Annotated in this window: 13 protein-coding genes; 8 read left to right on the forward strand and 5 right to left on the reverse strand. The window is 60.5% G+C overall.

The annotated features are described in order from the left end of the window. The 6 genes from trbK-alt to FG95_RS17860 are packed head-to-tail and all read left to right on the forward strand — an operon-like array spanning position 1 to position 4,514. Positions 1-243: a putative entry exclusion protein TrbK-alt gene (gene trbK-alt, locus FG95_RS17835; protein WP_037557586.1), complete on the forward strand. Its 243-nt coding sequence runs from the start codon at positions 1-3 to the stop codon at positions 241-243. 4 nt (positions 244-247) lie between these two features. Next, positions 248-1,528 carry a P-type conjugative transfer protein TrbL gene (gene trbL / locus FG95_RS17840; protein WP_037557587.1) on the forward strand — a complete coding sequence of 427 codons (1,281 nt, stop codon included), beginning with the start codon at positions 248-250 and terminating at the stop codon, positions 1,526-1,528. A gap of 4 nt (positions 1,529-1,532) precedes the next feature. Then, the gene (trbF, locus tag FG95_RS17845; RefSeq protein ID WP_037557588.1) at positions 1,533-2,216 is read left to right on the forward strand and encodes a conjugal transfer protein TrbF; all 684 of its coding nucleotides are present in this window, start codon (positions 1,533-1,535) and stop codon (positions 2,214-2,216) included. Between the two features lie 35 nt (positions 2,217-2,251). Then, on the forward strand, positions 2,252-3,067 hold the full coding sequence (gene trbG / locus FG95_RS17850) for a P-type conjugative transfer protein TrbG (RefSeq protein ID WP_327523827.1): 816 nt from the start codon (positions 2,252-2,254) through the stop codon (positions 3,065-3,067). Beyond that, a complete protein-coding gene (locus FG95_RS17855; RefSeq protein WP_443027711.1) occupies positions 3,064-4,296 on the forward strand; it encodes a TrbI/VirB10 family protein in 1,233 nt (410 codons plus the stop codon). Before trbG ends, FG95_RS17855 begins: the two co-directional genes overlap by 4 nt. Next, positions 4,293-4,514, forward strand: coding sequence for a DUF2274 domain-containing protein (locus tag FG95_RS17860; RefSeq protein ID WP_037557589.1), 222 nt, complete (start codon positions 4,293-4,295; stop codon positions 4,512-4,514). The genes FG95_RS17855 and FG95_RS17860 overlap by 4 nt, the downstream gene beginning before the upstream one ends. A gap of 356 nt (positions 4,515-4,870) precedes the next feature. On the opposite strand, the gene FG95_RS17865 is transcribed toward FG95_RS17860, so the two are convergent. Next, positions 4,871-5,683: an alpha/beta hydrolase gene (locus FG95_RS17865; RefSeq protein WP_037557590.1), complete on the reverse strand. Its 813-nt coding sequence runs from the start codon at positions 5,681-5,683 to the stop codon at positions 4,871-4,873. 930 nt (positions 5,684-6,613) lie between these two features. Between FG95_RS17865 and FG95_RS17875 the strand changes: the two genes are divergently transcribed. Together FG95_RS17875 and FG95_RS20655 are read left to right on the forward strand one after the other, a co-directional pair. Beyond that, entirely contained in the window at positions 6,614-7,648 is a 1,035-nt protein-coding gene (locus FG95_RS17875) for an MlaA family lipoprotein (RefSeq protein ID WP_161786577.1), read from the forward strand. Positions 7,649-7,839: 191 nt separating this feature from the next. After that, positions 7,840-8,073: a hypothetical protein gene (locus tag FG95_RS20655; RefSeq protein WP_152567707.1), complete on the forward strand. Its 234-nt coding sequence runs from the start codon at positions 7,840-7,842 to the stop codon at positions 8,071-8,073. Between the two features lie 399 nt (positions 8,074-8,472). On the opposite strand, the gene FG95_RS17880 is transcribed toward FG95_RS20655, so the two are convergent. The 4 genes from FG95_RS17880 to FG95_RS17895 form a co-directional block, all read right to left on the reverse strand. Beyond that, on the reverse strand, positions 8,473-11,409 hold the full coding sequence (locus FG95_RS17880; RefSeq protein ID WP_137752008.1) for a TonB-dependent receptor: 2,937 nt from the start codon (positions 11,407-11,409) through the stop codon (positions 8,473-8,475). A gap of 670 nt (positions 11,410-12,079) precedes the next feature. Next, positions 12,080-13,057, reverse strand: coding sequence for an alpha/beta fold hydrolase (locus FG95_RS17885; RefSeq protein ID WP_037557592.1), 978 nt, complete (start codon positions 13,055-13,057; stop codon positions 12,080-12,082). Beyond that, a complete protein-coding gene (locus FG95_RS17890; protein WP_231729160.1) occupies positions 13,054-14,658 on the reverse strand; it encodes a flavin-containing monooxygenase in 1,605 nt (534 codons plus the stop codon). The genes FG95_RS17885 and FG95_RS17890 overlap by 4 nt, the downstream gene beginning before the upstream one ends. A 29-nt stretch (positions 14,659-14,687) precedes the next feature. Then, positions 14,688-16,301, reverse strand: coding sequence for an acyl-CoA synthetase (locus tag FG95_RS17895; RefSeq protein WP_037557593.1), 1,614 nt, complete (start codon positions 16,299-16,301; stop codon positions 14,688-14,690). Positions 16,302-16,351: the final 50 nt, after the last annotated feature.

Raw genomic sequence — 16,351 nt, forward strand, 5'->3', positions numbered from 1 at the left:
ATGGGCCGGGCGGCGAAGATAGCGGCGGTCGCGGTGCTGGGCGGCCTGCTCATCACGCTGGCAATTCTGCATGCGTCATCGCCGCCTACGCCTCGTGCGCCCGCCCCCCCGATCTCCGCGGCGGGCGCACACCCGGCAGCCGCCGACGTGGCCGAGCGCTGCCGCACGGTCACGGTCGCCGATGCGGACTGTGAAGCGGCCTGGGACGCCAGGCGCCGCCATTTCTTTGGACAGAAGGACTAGCCCGATGGAAGACACCGGCGTTATCGACCAGTTTCTGGCGGTCTTCTCGACTTATATCGACAGCGGCTTCGGGCTGCTCGGGGGCGAAGTCGGCTTTCTCTCCTCGACCCTCATCGTCATCGACGTGACGATTGCCGCGCTGTTCTGGGCGTGGGGCACCGACGAGGACATCATCCAGCGGCTCGTCAAGAAGACGCTCTATATCGGCGTCTTCGCCTTCATCATCGGCAACTTCCAGGCGCTGGCCGTCATCATGCTCGAAAGCTTCGCTGGCCTCGGCCTTAAGGCGAGCGGCGGCGCCATGGCGATCGGCGACTTCATGCGTCCCGGCGTCGTCGCCGCGACCGGCATCGATGCGGCGCAGCCCCTGCTCGATGCGTCGGCGGACCTCGTCGGCCCGGTCGGTCTCTTCACCAACTTCGTGCAGATCATGATCCTGCTGATCGCCTGGGTGATCGTCGTCCTCGCCTTCTTCATTCTCGCGGTGCAGGTCTTCGTTACCATCTTGGAATTCAAGCTGGTGACGCTCGCGGGCTTCGTGTTGCTGCCGTTCGCCTTCTTCGGCCGCACCGCCTTCATGGCCGAACGCGTGCTTGGCCACATCATATCTTCGGGCATCAAGGTGCTCGTCCTCGCGGTGATCACCGGCATCGGGGTGACCCTGTTCGACCGCTTCATGCAAGCCGGCCTCGGTCCGGAGCCTGACATCGAACAGGTCATGGCGATCGCGCTCGGCGCACTGACGCTGCTCGGCCTCGGCATCTTCGGTCCCTCGATCGCCAACGGGATCGTCGCCGGCGGTCCGCAACTCGGAGCAGGGGCCGCCGCCGGCACCGCAGTCGCCGCAGGCGCAACGCTTGCCGCCGGGGCGGCTGGCGCGACCCTGGCCACCGGCGCGGCTGCAGCGGCGGCGCGCGGCACAGCTGCTGCCGGTGCCCGCGGAGCGGGGAGCGCGTCGACAGCTTATGCGGCGGGCGCGGCCGGGAAGAGCGGAGCGAAGGCCATCGGCGGGGGACTTGCGAATGTGGCACGTACGGCAGCCAGCGGCGCAGCTTCACCTGTTCGCAGCATGGCCGAACGGGTTCGCGCGAATTTCGCGTCGGGCCGCGACGGTCCCACCGATAGCGCGGCGCCAGCGCAAGCTGCCAGCGCGCCTCCGGCCTGGGCGGCGGCGATGCGGCGGCGCCAGACCATGACGCATGGCGCGACCATCGGCGCGCAGACGCTCAAGAGCGGCGACAGCCACGGGGCCGGCTCGGCGCCGAACATCAGCGAAAAGGACTGATCCCATGTTCAAAAGACCCACCAATCATTATGGCCGCGCGCCCGAGCCGGTCACGCCCTACCAGCGCGCCGCGCAAGTGTGGGACGATCGGATCGGTTCTGCGCGGGTCCAGGCCAAGAACTGGCGGCTCGCCTTCTTCGGCGCGCTGATCATCTCCGGTGGTCTTGCCGGCGGCCTGGTCTGGCAGTCCGCCCGCGGGACGATCACGCCCTGGGTCGTCGAGGTCGACAAGCTGGGTGAAGCGCGCGCGGTCGCGCCGGCCGACGGCGATTATCAACCGACCGATCCGCAGGTCGCGTTCCATCTCGCGCGCTTCATCGAACATGTTCGCAGCATTCCCGCCGATCCGGTCGTGCTGCGGGCCGACTGGCTCAGCGCTTATGACTTTACCACCGCGACCGGAGCGCAGGCGCTCAATGACTATGCCCGCACCAACGATCCCTTTGCCGAGGTCGGCAAGGCCCAGGTCGCGGTCGATGTGTCGAGCGTCATTCGGGCTTCGAAAGACAGCTTCCGCATCGCCTGGAGCGAGCGCCGATATCAGGACGGCAGCCTAGTCGAGCGTTCGCGCTGGTCGGCGATCGTGACCGTCGCGATCCGGCCGCCACGCACGCCCGACGCGCTTCGCCGCAACCCGATCGGGCTGTTTGTCAATGCTATCAACTGGTCGAAGGAACTCAGCCAATGACGCGATATCCTCTGCTTCCGATCGCACTCGGAGCCATGCTGTCCCTCCTTGCGGCGCCCGCCGCGGCGAGCGAGGCCGCCGATCCCCGCCAGCGCGTCGGCCGCGCCAACGCCGAGGCGCGCGTGCAGCCCGACCGGCAAGGCTATCGGAACGCCATCCAGCAATATGCCTGGTCCGAAGGCGCGCTCTTTCAGGTCTATGCTGCGCCAGGGCAGGTCACCGATATCGTCCTTCAGGAAGGCGAACAGCTCGTCGGCCCGGGGCCGGTCGCCGCGGGCGACACGGTGCGCTGGATCATCGGCGATACGGTCAGCGGGACCGGGGCCCGGCGGCGCGTGCATATTCTGGCGAAACCCACCCGATCCGATATCGCCACGAATCTCATCATCAACACCGACCGGCGCACCTATCATGTCGAGCTGCGCGCGACCGCCGCGGCCTATATGGCATCGGTATCCTGGACCTATCCCGCCGATGAGCTGATCGCCTTGCAGCTTGCCGAGGCCGAGGCGGCGAGGGTGGCGCCCGTTGCCGGGGCGATCGATCTCGCCGCGCTCAACTTCCGCTACCGCATCGCAGGCGACAAGGCCGCGTGGCGGCCGGTGCGCGCCTTCGACGACTCGCGCCAGCTAATCATCGAATTCGGTGAGGATATCGCCACCGGCGATATGCCGCCACTCTTCGTCATCGGCGGCAGCGGCGAGGCAGAGCTTGTCAACTACCGGGTGCAGGGCCGCTACATGATCGTCGACCGCCTTTTCGAGCGCGGCGAACTCCGCTTGGGCGCCGGAAAGCAGGCCCGCGTCGTTCGGATCAAGCGTGAAATGCCGCGCCGCCGGGGGCGGTCGTGACCGGGCCGGCAAGCGAGGCGGTGGCGCCCGCCGACGTGCCGGAAGCGGGCGAGCGCACGGCGCCCGGCCCGGAGGTCGATCCTTTTCGGCTACGCGGCGACACGCCGCGGGTCATGCGGCTTTCGCGCAAGGCGCTCGCGATGATCGGCGCTGCCGGCGGCACCGCGATCGGCGGCGCTCTGCTCTGGGCGCTGCAACCCGTAGCCCCGAAGACCGCCGAGAATCTCTACACGGCCGATGGAGCGAATCGCGCCGAAGTCGTCACCGGTGCGCCCGCCGACTATGGCAAGGTGCCGAAGCTCGGACCGCCGCTACCCGGCGATCTCGGGCGACCGATCGTCTCGGCGCAGCAGAACGGCGAGACGATCCCGGTGCCGCCGATGGGAAATCCGCCCGCCGGCGGGCGCCCACCCGCCGACAAGGCGCGCGATCGGGCGCGGCTGGAGCGCGAGGCCGCCACGGCGAGCCGGATATTCCTTGGAGGAGGGACCTCGGGCGCGCCGGTGGCAGACGCGCAGCGTGGATCGATCGAACCGTCCGCCGCGACCATGTCGGCACCCGAAGGCGGCGCGCGGACTCCGGCGGCGGCGCGGCGCGCCTTTCTCGCGGGCGGCTCCGCCGAACCGTTCGAGAGTGCCGAGCGCCTTCATGCGCCTGCTTCGCCATACATCCTTCAGGCGGGAAGTCTCATTCCGGCCGCGCTGATCACTGGGATCAGGTCCGACCTTCCCGGACAGGTCACGGCGCAGGTGACCCAGAATGTCTACGATAGCCCGACGGGTCGCATTCTCCTCATTCCGCAGGGTGCCCGGCTGATCGGCGACTATGACAGCGAAATATCCGTGGGGCAGGAGCGCGTCTTGCTGGCCTGGAACCGGTTGATCCTGCCCGGTGGCCGATCGATCCGGCTCGATCGTCAGCCCGGCGCCGATGCGCGGGGCATGGCGGGGATTGCCGATCGCACCGACCATCATTGGGGGTCGATGCTGCGCGCGGCGCTCGTCTCTTCGTTGCTCGGCGTCGGAGCCGAACTTGGCTCGGACGGGGATGATGCGCTCGTGCGGGCGCTTCGCGACGGGCCGCAGGATACGGTCAACCAGTCGGGACGGCGGCTCGTCGAGCGTCAGATGAACATCCCGCCAACCCTCACGATCCGCCCCGGCTTCGCTTTGCGGGTCCTTGTCACACGCGATCTGATACTCGAACCGCCGGCGGGTGCGGCCCCATGAGCAAGCTGCGCCTAGGCCCCATCGCCGACGACAAGCCCGTGAAGCTGTCGATCGAATTGACGGGATCCCTCCATCGCGAATTGCTCGTCTATGCCGAGGTGCATGCGAAGGCTAATGGCCTCGCGGCGCCTATGGCGCCGGAAAAGATCGCGGTGCCGATGATCGAGCGCTTTATCGCGACCGATCGTGGATTTGCGACGGAACGGCGGCGGCGCTGAGTGTCTGCGGCGTCATCCTCACGTCGGTCAGGCGTGATCACCCATATGTGTTCGTTCAAACCGCTGGCGGCGGTGCGCCAAAAAAAAGACGCCCGCGCGATCGAAACCGTGCGGGCGTCAGATGAAGATCTCTGTTTCCTGAAAGGAAGAGCTCTTCTGGGTCGCACCGCGCGGATAGCGTCGCGAGCCGACCGATAATTGTACGGCAGCGCCAAAAGATACCCTGGAGCTCAAACCGTTGTCGGCTTTCGGTTAGTTTCAGTCAGAAACCCGGCGATCTCCGATCGGCCAAGACCAGCGATTCCCCTGAGTAGCGAACATTCCGGGGAGAGGGGGTCATTTCTTGCCCTATTTGCTCAAAGAATTCCTGTGTCCTTTAGCCAATCTTCCACGAGCGTCGGCCATCGCTCAACGGGATGACGCAGCGGGCGCATGGCGAAGGCGTGCCCTCCCTTGGCAAAGAGATGGACTTCCGCTGGAACACCTGCCTCGTCCAGCGCTCGCGCATAGACTATGCTATTGCAAATCGGATCGACGGGATCGTCCCAAGCCTGAAGAAGAAATGTTGGCGGGGTCATCTTGGTAACTTTGATACCAGGATCAAGCGAGCCCCCCGATCTGCACAGGTGGCCTGGGAACATTGCGATGGCAAAATCGGGCCGGCTGCTCACTTTGTCTATTTCGTCGACCGGCTCATAAGCAGGTTCGAATATATTGCTGGTCTGCGCGACCAGATACCCTCCGGCTGAGAAGCCTATGACACCGATCTTGCGGGGGTTGATCTTGAGCTCGCTGGCGCGCGAGCGCACCAGGCGTATCGCACGCTGGGCGACCTGCAACGCAAGGAGGTGCTTGGGCGTCACTGCACAATGGCAGTCTTCATCATAATGGTGGCCGCTTTTGGGAACATGGTATTTGACGAGCACGCAAGTGGTGCCTCTTGAAGTCAGCCAGTCGCGAACTTCACTACCTTCCAGATCGATCGCGAGCTTGGAGAATCCTCCGCCGGGAAAAACCAGCATCGCTGTGCCATTGCCTGGTTGTTGGGCGGGAAACACCGTGAGAGTGGGCACAGTGACGTTGAAGGCGCCGGTAACCGGACGTCCGGCGAAGCGTTTCGGATTCGTTGCCGTTTCGCTATACTCTGGAGGAAGTTTGACATCCTCCATGTTCGGCGCCGCTCCAGGCCACGGTGGCGTCTGCTGATGGCCCGCTGGGGTTGCCACACGCCCTCCTCCCTGCCCTCAACGCTTGCCGTCTCGGGCATCTTTGTCGGGCCCTTAGCGTCAGGATCACGCGTCTCGGCCTCGCTGCAGCCAACAACGAAGCCTTGAAAGCACAAAAGGCCTGCTGGAATCACGCTTCGCTGCAATGAAATTCCGAACCGCCCCACATTCCGCATTTTCCTGCTTCCTCACCTCGGATCGCCACCGGAAAAATTTCTCCTGACGACATCCAACCCTTAATTGACCGGGTGACCAAAGGATGATTTCTCGGGCTAGCGTCCAATTTTTTTAGGGACATGCCGTGGGTCGGCGATCAATCTCGCTAAACACGCGCCGCGCCTTTGAAGCCGCAGCGCGGTTGTCTGAACAACCTGAATAGTTCGATCGGGCAAGCACTGCTCGCGTCTCAGGCAGGGTGCGATACTTTCGTCATCGGGTTGCGCAATGTGGTTGGGGGCAAAGCATTGATCCGGAGCATGTTCGGCTCGCTCTTGACGGCGGTACTGTTGCTCGCGCTGAGACCGGGCGCGTCCGCAGAGTTAGTTTTCGAGCCGCTTCCGCCCAGCCCGGAACTAAGCGACCGTCGGCAAAGTGCCTATGCCGGGTCCTCCAGCGAAAATCGTACCTGATAGAACAGGTTGGTCCCATTGCCCGTCCGTACGGACGTTGCTGGGCTAAACGGCAGGCCGAGCTTCTTTATGTTTCCCTACTCATGGGGGAGTATTAAAGCTGGATTGGCCGCATCGTGGGTCAGCTGACATGGGTCGATGGAGGGAGCGTCGTCGGTCGTCGTTTCGGGCCCTTGGCCGAAGCAGGAGTTTGGCAAATGGAATTAATGTTCGCCCCTCTCATGGTGGCGGGATCGCGCGCGCGATGAGCCCTGCAACCGTCGCCGCGCTTCTGTTTCTGTCCGGGGTAGCGCCGCCTCCGACCGACCTCGCATCCGAAAGCCAGACTGAGACCGAGTTGCAGCGGGTAGATGATCCCTCGGCCCCACCCGAGCCGCCGATCGTTGTGCCAGCACTCGGCAACACCCCGCATCCCTCTTTAGCCGCGCCAGCAACCTCCGACGACGAGACTATGGCCGAAATGCCCTCGGCGCCCCATGATATTGTGGTGACGGCCCGTGGCGATGCGCCGCCGGGAGATCCGCTTCAAGCGGTCAATATTGCCTCTTATCGGGCGGTCCAGTCGATCGATGCGGCGCTCGTGGCCCCAGTCGCGATGGGCTATCAAGGTATCGTACCCGAACCTGTTCGCGACGGGCTGGGCAATGCACTGCGTAACCTCAGCGAACCCGTCAATTTTCTGAACTTCCTGTTACAGTTCAAGATCGGCAAGGCTGCCGAGACGCTCGGCCGTTTCGCCGTAAACACGACATTTGGTGTCGGCGGCCTTTTCGATGTCGCGAAGACAATGCCTTTCAATCTGCCTTACCGACGCAACGGCTTTGCCAATACATTGGGTTTCTACGGCGTCGAGCCCGGTCCCTATTTCTATCTTCCGCTTATCGGGTCGACGACATTGCGCGATCTGGCGGGCAACAGCATTGACTTGCTCGTCGTGCCGACCGCGGTCGGCGCGCCTTTCGACCGCACGGCATATGCCGTTCCGACAACTGTGGTCAGGCAACTCAATGACCGCATCGAGGGCGACGCTCAAATCCAGCGCTTGCAACAGGAAAGCCTTGATCCCTATGTCGAGACACGGACCCTCTATCTGGAACTGCGCAAACGCGAAATCGACGCATTGAAAGTTAGGCGCAGCGACCGCAATGGCGAGGCTGGACCTCAAACAGAAATCACGGTCAGCCAGACCGGGCCCTTGTCCGATCCAGAAGGTCTCATCTCCGTCGGCCCCCTTGAACTCGAGACGCCGACCTCGGACGGTTTGCCACCGCGACCTTAACGCCAATGATGCACATTTGGCGGGCGCGCAGAGAAGCCAAAGCGCTTCGAAATTTTGCTCGCACGGAACTCAAGCCGTCAACTGCAATCGCCGCGGTGAATCTCAATAAGCTTCCTCGCTGAAGTTTGGTCTTCCGGTTTCGGACGTGTCGAGACAAATGCCCACAACCGCTATCGGTTCGGCCATCGCGGATGAGTTTTTCGATCATGAACGCGTGCCTCGCGCTGTCTCCGACTGGCGTTCCCGAACTCGCCGATGGTCCCATGTCAAATGCTCGTCGCTTTGCGTGGGAACCGCTGGGCCTTCGCGTGGCAAGATGCGCCGCGCGTCAGATGGGTGTTTTGCTCGCCGAATGGCTCAATTACCGCGCAAACCAGGCTGCCAGATTGGGATCTGGATATCTCTTTTCTGTTCAAAAATTATAGGTTCGCAAGCAAGCTTGGGAATATCGTGATCGATGCGGCGGCCAAGAGTGTCATGCTGCACTCGGCAATCAGGGGCCACAAACCGCCGCGATGATCGTGCCGCCTCCGAACGCTGCCGGATTGATCGCGAGCTCGCGGTGCCGGAGACCAGCGTGCTTCCTACAAGTGCCCGTGGGCAACGGTCAGCGCGCCGTTCGCGTCGGTCGCATGCGACATCGCAAGCACAGGCCGCGAAATTCGGAGATCCTTGAGATGGCTCCAGATGACTTGCCTCTTTCCGTCGCAGATGCCCCCGTTTGGTGCCTTGGGCCTGGCGCATGGAAACCGGCGTCGGAGAAGGTTCCCCCGTCTCTCCGACGCCGCGATTTCTATGCGAGTTAGATTGGAACCGCTAAATCGTCAGAATTTTGCTCCGATGGCGACACCATAACGCCGCGGATCAAGAGTATAGATGTTTGTAAAATTACCGGAAGATGCATCGGTGACATAAAGTCCGGTAACCGAGTTGCTATCGAAAATATTCTGAACGAACCCCCGGACAAACCAGCGCTCGTCGGCGCCATTCAACTGTAAAACCGCATTTGCCTGGACGAAAGGTTCGATACGATTAATCCTGCCGTTGAAGATATTGCCATATTGCTTTCCGGTAAGGGAAATGTCGACGCGGGGGACGAGTGTCATACCATTCCCAACCTCTGCCGTGTACTGCACGCCCATCGAGACCTTGACATTCGGCGCTTGGGGCAATGTGTTGCCCTTGATGTTAACCTCGACGCCAGGACTCAATACCTGGATCCCGCTGTTCGCAGGGATAGCGCTCGCGAGGACACCGCAAATGCCGAACGCGCCGCTGGAGGCGATATTGCCGTCCGAAGGAAATTCCTGCGGTGCGCGAAGGCCGAGAGCCGCATTTACTCCCGCAACGAACGCATCAGCAACGCCAGGCGCAGGTCCCGTGACAGCGCAGTGCGCACCATTGCTGATGTCCTTGATAATCACGGCATCAGGATCTCCGCCGCCCGGATCACGCGGATTGGAGAAGAATTGATCGCCGGCGACCTTGGCATTGAGATAGCTGAAGGACAGATTGATAAGCCAGTTCGGGTCCGGCCTGATGACAGACTCCAGTTCGACACCCCAGATATTGGCGTCAACCGTGTCATTCACAGACGTTCTTGCCACGATGCGGCTGAGCTGCAGTCCACTATATTTGTAGTAAAATGCGGTGGCATTCAGTTGCAACGCGCCGTTTGCGAAGACGTTCTTGGAGCCAATCTCGAAGGCATCGATCGATTCAGAGCCGAAACTCTCGCTGACGGCGAAAATCGGAGAAAGCGGAGGATTGATACCGCCGGATTTGTAACCCCTCGAGTAAGATGCATAGAGTGAATTGTCCGGCGTAACCTCGAAGGCCAGAACTGCTCGTCCGGTAATTTCGTCGAAGCTTACTTCGCGAAACTGGGCGAGCTGTTGGCCCGGTGTCCCCGGGTCGGCATCGAAAAGTCCAGACGGCCCGGTGAGAGGCGTTATCGGGGTATCGAACGGATCTCCATCGTTGGCATAAGGGTTCAGGAAACTGATCAGTGTCGTACGCGCCGTTACATCCTTCTTGTCATTGTTGTAACGCAGCCCCCCGGTCAACGTCAGCCGGTCGCTTAGATCGAAATAGACCTCGCCGAAAATCCCATAGCTCTCCAGATTCGATTCCAGCGAGTTGTTCCGATACATCGACGTCGCGAAATAGGATGGCGGAAGGCCGCCCGACAAGGAGCCGAATGAACCCAATATGGCACTGGCGTAATCGAGCGCAAACGAGTTCACATAATAGCTATTGTCGGTGGTTTTCGATTTCGCGTAAATTCCCCCCAACAGGAAATTGAACGGCCCGTCGAAGTCACTCGTAAGGATGAGCTCTCCGCTCCACGATTCGCGTTGTTCCGAAGATCGATCGAAAGAAAGCGGCGTTTCGGAACACAGCGAGTTCCCTTCGAAAGCGCCTCTGCTTCCATCATCATTATCCGAGGTGCACAGCACGCCCTGCGGACCGTCCGGGATGAGAGCGCCGGCAATCGGCGAAAAATAGGCCGAGGAGCCGGGAATGAAGGCCGGCGCCGGCGGAGCAAGACCCGTCGGCAATCCGTTAGCCGCAAAAAAGGCCAGCGTATTGAGCGCCGGGGCGAAACCGGCACGGCTTTGAATTCCAAGAAAATAGTCCTGCCTGGAATCGACTTCAGTATCCTGATAAATGCCGGTGGCCGTCAGGGTCATCGCGCCGAATTTTTGCTCAAGGCGCGCCTGCACCTGTAGCTCTTCCGCAAAATAGAAGGGCGTATAGGCCGTGTTGACGACACGCACATCGCCAGGCTCCTGAAACCCGGAAAACCCGTCAGGGCCATAAAGGCTGCCAAGGCCGAGTACGGCGGGAATGCCCTGAATGGCGAAGAACTCGGAAGAACTGAGCGTCGCACCGACCGTGGAATTTGCGTTCGTGGTATCGAAATCACGTCGATTGTTCAGGCATCCGAGCACGCCCAATGGATCGCGTTGGCACGTTTGTTTCTGGTTTCTGAGGCGCGTGTCCTTTTCCCGGAAATAATAGCCCATGAGATCGATCGTCGTATCAGGACCGGGCTCGAAACGAAGTGAGCCTCGCAACGCGTAAAGGTCCCGAGTGTCGATGTCCGATCCATCATAAAGATTCGTCGTATAACCGTCGCGGTTCACATATATGCCCGCCAGTCTCACGCCGATCATATCCCCGATCGGGACATTGACCATGCCACGCGCTTCGATGCTGTTGAAATTGCCATACTCGAATTGCGCTTCAGCCTCGAAACGGGAGAGTTTGGGTTTCGCGGTCACGACATTCACGACCCCGGAGGTCGCATTCCGACCGAACAGGGTGCCTTGAGGTCCGCGAAGGACTTCAATCCGTTCCAGATCGAAATATTCGGTCTCGAACAGGCGTGTTCCGAACAAGGGTGATCCATTGACATGAATTGCGGTCGCAGCATCGCAGGTGACGCCGACGCACAGGTCGCCAACGCCGCGAATAGTGAATGAAGCTGAGGTGAAATTGCCTTTCGAGAAAGATACATTGGGCAGCGTCAGCTGTAGATCCGAGGCATTTTCGATCTGCTGGCTTTCAAGCGCCTCAGCGCTGAATGCGCTGACAGCTATCGGCACGTCTTGCAAGCTTTGCGCCTGACGTTGCGCCGTCACGACGATGACATCGTTACCGCCATCTGGCTCTTCAGCTATGGCTTCCTGAGCATTTGAGACCTGTGGCAACGCCATCAGGACGGCGCTTGCCAACAAATAAGCTTTGTTATTCATCACCCTTCTCTCCCTGTCTCGATTTTTTAGTTTCTTACGCGAACCCGTCCTTTTCCCCGGTAGTCGATGTTCAAAAATGGGGCAGCTCGCCGAGCTGCCCCGAGTTTGAGAGGTGGCCAGAAGGAGATTTCCGGAGAGGAAAAGATTCTCGCCGCCCGGCTTGAAGCTGAGCAGTTTTTCGGTATTTGGTAAAGAACTTTATTATGGCACTTTATTATATTGCTCGGGGCGCTGGGAGGTGTTCCATCTCAGATCCGAAGAAATCAGTTTATACATCCGATGCTTGCTGTCAGCGCTTCAGCCTTGGCACGGTCGAGCGCGCGCCGACGACTTTTGGATGCGGCTGCGGTACGGCACGCCCGATCCCGAGCGCATGTCCCGCCGAAGCTGGACAGCCTTTTGTGGCTCCATGACCTTGCCTTGCTGTTTGCCTCGGAAGGCATATCGACCAACTGTGCCACGATAGATTTCTTTGTGGCGCCAAGCAACACAGGCAAGAGAAGAAGATCTAAACAGAACATATGAACTCTGCTTGGTTATTTCTGCCTCGGCCTTAGTATTTATGTCTTGCTGTGCAAAAGAGGCCTCATCGTTTAACTAAATGTTGGATCGGCAATTCTCGCATCGCCATTACGGTCGCATGCAACCATAAAATCGCGCTAGACGTTGCTCAAGTCGGCGCTTCCCAAAGCCGGAGAAGGCTCCTCAACGCGGTGACAAAGGCCAGCGGCTGGTCGAGCATCAGATGGTGGCGGGCTTGAGGCACGGCAATGATCGGAATGGCTCCTCCCCCCAGTTCACGAACATATGCCACGGAATCCCGGTTGAAGAGCTGGCTCTCCTCGCCGTGAACGATAGCCTTGCGGCCCGGCGCGTTCACTAGGCGCTCGCCGATGGTGAGCCACTCGTCGGGCCGGTTGCTCCTCCGGAACACTTCGGGAGAGAATTTCCACGTCCAACCCTCCCCGTCACGCCGCAGAGAATGAAAGGCCATATAGTCCAAAAGAAATGGCTCACCGACAGGCTGGGGTGGGGAAAGGACGTATCGACTGCGCGCCGCGTCGTAGCTGGGATAGCGACTTTTGGCTTTGTCCGGGTCGCCGGATCCGGGGCTGGCGCGGCGGAGATTCCAATACGCTTGCAAGAGCGCAGGTCGCATGACCATCAGGTCGCAAACCACAATGCCGGAGAAGGTATCGGGCGATTGGGTGACGGCCGTCAACGCTGCGCCAGAACCGAAACTGTGGGCAATGATCGTGGGCTTGTGGCCATCCGCAAACAGTCCAAGCGCTTCGGCAATTTCGCCGAACTCGCGCCCCCTGGCCAAGGGGTCGGCGTGCCCTCGCATTTCGCTGTCGCCCATGCCGGCAAGATCGAAGGCCACCACATCATAATCTTCGGCCAGAAACGGCGCGATGAAGGAAAAGCAGCGGGCATGCGAGAGAAAACCGTGCGTCATCAGTACCTTGGGTTTCGCCCGGTCGCCCCAGCGAAAGTAATGCGCTTTGGCACCCTCGATCTCTACATAGCCTTCCTCGCGCGGCACCCTGAGAGCGGAAACGAACCATTCGGGCAGATGCGAACCATCGCCCGCCCAGAGAGCGTCGATGTCCTCGGGGCAATCTTCAATCTTTACCGCCTCGTTCATATTGTTGGGCCGTCCTTGCGTGTGAGTTTTTCGAAAGCGAAGCCAGCATAGCTGCCGGCCGCCTCTTCGTCGCAGAGCGCGGCATAGCCAGACACGCTCGGAAAATTGATGAGCTGGCGCTTCTTTCCCGGAATATTCGCGCCCATGTACCATGAGGCCGCCTCGGGAAAGAGCGTCATCGCGCCAGCCGCGGCAACCATTTCAGTCCAGCCAGTTTCGGCAGCCGGTTTGCCCTCGAAAAGATCGATGTCCCTCCTACGCAACCAGACCATGAAATCGCAAATCCAGTCGCCCTGTATTTCCGCGCTTGTCGGGCCATTGGCGAAACCCGACGGGCTGAGAGGACCATAAGCGAACAACATGTTGGGAAAACCCGACACCGCCATGCCGAGATAGGCGCGCACACCGTCTTCCCACGCCTGCCAAAGGGGAAGCCCCTCCCTCCCGGTGATGTTCATGTCGATCAACCCGCCACGCCCGGCATCGAAGCCGGTCGCAAAAATGATCAGATCGCATTCGACCTCACCGTCTTCCATCTTGATGGCCTGGGGCTCGATACGGATGATCGCGTTTGCCTTCAGATCGACCAGCGCGACATTATCCTGCTCGAAAATTTCATAATATCCCTGTTCGAGCGAGGGTCTTTTCGTGCCGAAAGGATGCGGCGGCTCCGCAGGCGCAAGTTTCTCGGCCAGAACGGGGTCGATAATCCGCGCGAGAACCTTTTTGCGCCAGAACTCATAGGCGTAGCGGTTCGCTTCGCGATTGGTCAGTATGTCGGCAAAGTTGTTGTACCAGAATTTGAGGCCGCCCTGCCGCCACAGGGTCTCGAAATGGTTGTTGCGCGTCGTGGCGTCTACATCGAGCGCGGAGATGTCAAGCGACTGGCATTCGAATCCCCCGTTCGTTCGCTTGCGCCGAACAAAAATGGCGGGATAGCCCTGCTTATCACGCTGCTGAATGTCTTCGGTAAGCCGTTCCTGGCGCATGGGCAGGCCCAGAATAGGAGTCCTCTGAAACAAGGTCAGCTTTTCTGCGCATTTGGCGGCCTCCTGCGCGATCTGCACTCCGCTCGCACCAGTGCCGATGACGGCGATCCGGCGGCCCGAAAGATCGATACCCTGTTGCGGCCATCGCGCCGTGTGACACCAATCGCCTTCGAACGCCGCGATTCCTCGCATATCGGGAATATACGGCTTCGATGCGAATCCCAAAGCGGGCAGAAGGAAGTGTGTCGATATTCCTTCCCCGCCCTCAAGCTGCAGGCGCCACCGTCGTCCCTCTTCATCGAACCTTGCGCTTTGGACCCTCGATCCCATCCGCATAAGCGGCCAAAGGCCCAGCGTATCGCAAACATGCCGGAAATAGGCTCTGAGCTCCTTCCATCCGGGAAAGCGCTCGCTCCAGGCCCATGATTTCCAAACCTCGGGTATCGAAAACTCATAGAGCGGTACCTGCGAGTCCACGCGGGCACCGGGATAGCAATTCCAGTACCAAATGCCGCCGGGCTGGGCGGCCGCATCTACCAGCAGCACCTTGAACCCGGCGTCACGCAATTTGTGCAGCAGATAGATGCCGCTGAAGCCTGCACCGACGATCACGGCATCGTAATCGGGAGAGCCAGTCGATCTCACGTCGCGACATTCGATCGTTCGGCAATCGCTTTTGCCGTTGCATAATCGGCCTTGCCGTTCGAGGCTCGCATGGGGATGTCTGTCGGAATTATGGTCTTGGGAGTTTTGTATCCCGCCAAATGTGCGCGCACATGGGTTTTGACCGCTTGTTCGTCGAACTGGGCGTGGTCGTTGAGGTGGACGATCGCGGTTACGGCTTGGCCCCATTTATCATCCGGCACGCCTACGACCAGCGCGTCCCCGATGGCGGGATGGGTCTTGAGCACTTCCTCGACCTCCTCGGGATAAACTTTCTCTCCCGCCGTGTTGATGCAGACGCTTCCGCGGCCGAGCAAGGTCAGGCTGCCATCGGCTTCTACCCGACACCAGTCGCCCGGAATGGAATAGCGCACCCCATCGATCGTGCGAAACGTCTTCGCGGATTTCTCGGGGTCCTTGTAATAGCCTATGGGGATCGCACCCTTCCGGGCGATAAATCCCGGCACGCCGCTCCCCGGTTCGACTTTCTGGTCGGTTTCGTCGAAAACATCGCAGAACTCGCCGATCCCAAATTTCGCGGTGTTCGTGCCGCCCTCCGCAGTGGTGACGGCAAGGCCGAAGCCGAGGCCTTCGGATGCGCCAAAACTGTCCATCAGTACGATTTGCGGAATATGCCGGCACAGGCCGGACTTGACCTCCTTGCTCCACATCACACCGGAAGAGAGGATTGTAACGAGGCTGCTGGTATCCCAGCGGCCAGGGTGGTCGTCGAGCGCGGAAAGCATTGGCTTGGCAAAGGCGTCGCCCACGATCGCTATACCTTCCACCTTGTGCCTTTCCACCGTATCCCACAGTTCCTCGGCATCGAAAGACCATGCCTCCAACGTAACTATCGCGCCGCCAGACATCAGCGTGCCGATCGCAGTGATAAAGCCCGTTCCGTGCATCAGCGGGCAAGAGGAAAGCGTGCGCCTGCCCGGGCCTTCGCGGGCGATCAGCGCGACATTTTCTTCGAGTGTCTCTGGAACGGGGCCGAGCAACTTCTGTGCGTCGAGTTGGGCCTTGCGCATGTCATCATGACGCCACATCACGCCCTTGGGCATTCCGGTCGTACCACCCGTATAGATGAAAAGCAGATCGGCGGGCGAGCGTGTGATGCCGAGCGCCGATCCGTCCCCCTCTTGCGCGAGAGTCTCATAGTGGATCGCAAAGGGCGCGATTGAAGACAGCTCGCCAATTTCGACGAAGGTGCGAACCTTCCTAAGCCGGTCGTTGAGTTCGACGATAGTGTCGCGGAATTCCGAACTGTAAACGATGACCTCGCTGTCGGAATCGTCGAAGATATAAAACACCTCTTCGGCCCGATAACGGTAATTGATGTTCACATGCGTCAAACGCCCCTTGAAGCAGGCCGCCATCAACTCGCCATATTCGGGTCGGTTGCGCATATAGAAGGCGACCTTCGCGCCATCGCGGATGCCGCGTTGGCGCAACCCGCGGGCGATATTGTTCGAGCGCGCCGACATCTCGGGCCAGGTGACGATCCGGTCTCCATGTATCAGAGCCGGCGCATCTTCGGGCATGAAGGGCTCGATCGCGTCGAGAATATCCCCGAGATTCCAGTCGATCACATTGATTCTCCTCTCTGGACGGGGCCGCAGCATCGGGGCGCATGACTCCC

This window comes from Sphingopyxis sp. LC363, assembly GCF_000756385.1.
GTDB lineage: Bacteria > Pseudomonadota > Alphaproteobacteria > Sphingomonadales > Sphingomonadaceae > Sphingopyxis.

Bases quoted from the DNA above. Each gene is read 5' to 3' on its own strand.
- FG95_RS17860 (WP_037557589.1), top strand. From the start codon at position 4,293: ATGAGCAAGCTGCGCCTAGGCCCCATCGCCGACGACAAGCCCGTGAAG.
- FG95_RS17875 (WP_161786577.1), top strand. From the start codon at position 6,614: ATGAGCCCTGCAACCGTCGCCGCGCTTCTGTTTCTGTCCGGGGTAGCG.
- trbF (WP_037557588.1), top strand. From the start codon at position 1,533: ATGTTCAAAAGACCCACCAATCATTATGGCCGCGCGCCCGAGCCGGTC.
- trbK-alt (WP_037557586.1), top strand. From the start codon at position 1: ATGGGCCGGGCGGCGAAGATAGCGGCGGTCGCGGTGCTGGGCGGCCTG.
- trbG (WP_327523827.1), top strand. From the start codon at position 2,252: ATGCTGTCCCTCCTTGCGGCGCCCGCCGCGGCGAGCGAGGCCGCCGAT.
- trbL (WP_037557587.1), top strand. From the start codon at position 248: ATGGAAGACACCGGCGTTATCGACCAGTTTCTGGCGGTCTTCTCGACT.
- FG95_RS17885 (WP_037557592.1), bottom strand. From the start codon at position 13,057: ATGAACGAGGCGGTAAAGATTGAAGATTGCCCCGAGGACATCGACGCT.
- FG95_RS20655 (WP_152567707.1), top strand. From the start codon at position 7,840: ATGAGTTTTTCGATCATGAACGCGTGCCTCGCGCTGTCTCCGACTGGC.
- FG95_RS17865 (WP_037557590.1), bottom strand. From the start codon at position 5,683: ATGGAGGATGTCAAACTTCCTCCAGAGTATAGCGAAACGGCAACGAAT.
- FG95_RS17880 (WP_137752008.1), bottom strand. From the start codon at position 11,409: ATGAATAACAAAGCTTATTTGTTGGCAAGCGCCGTCCTGATGGCGTTG.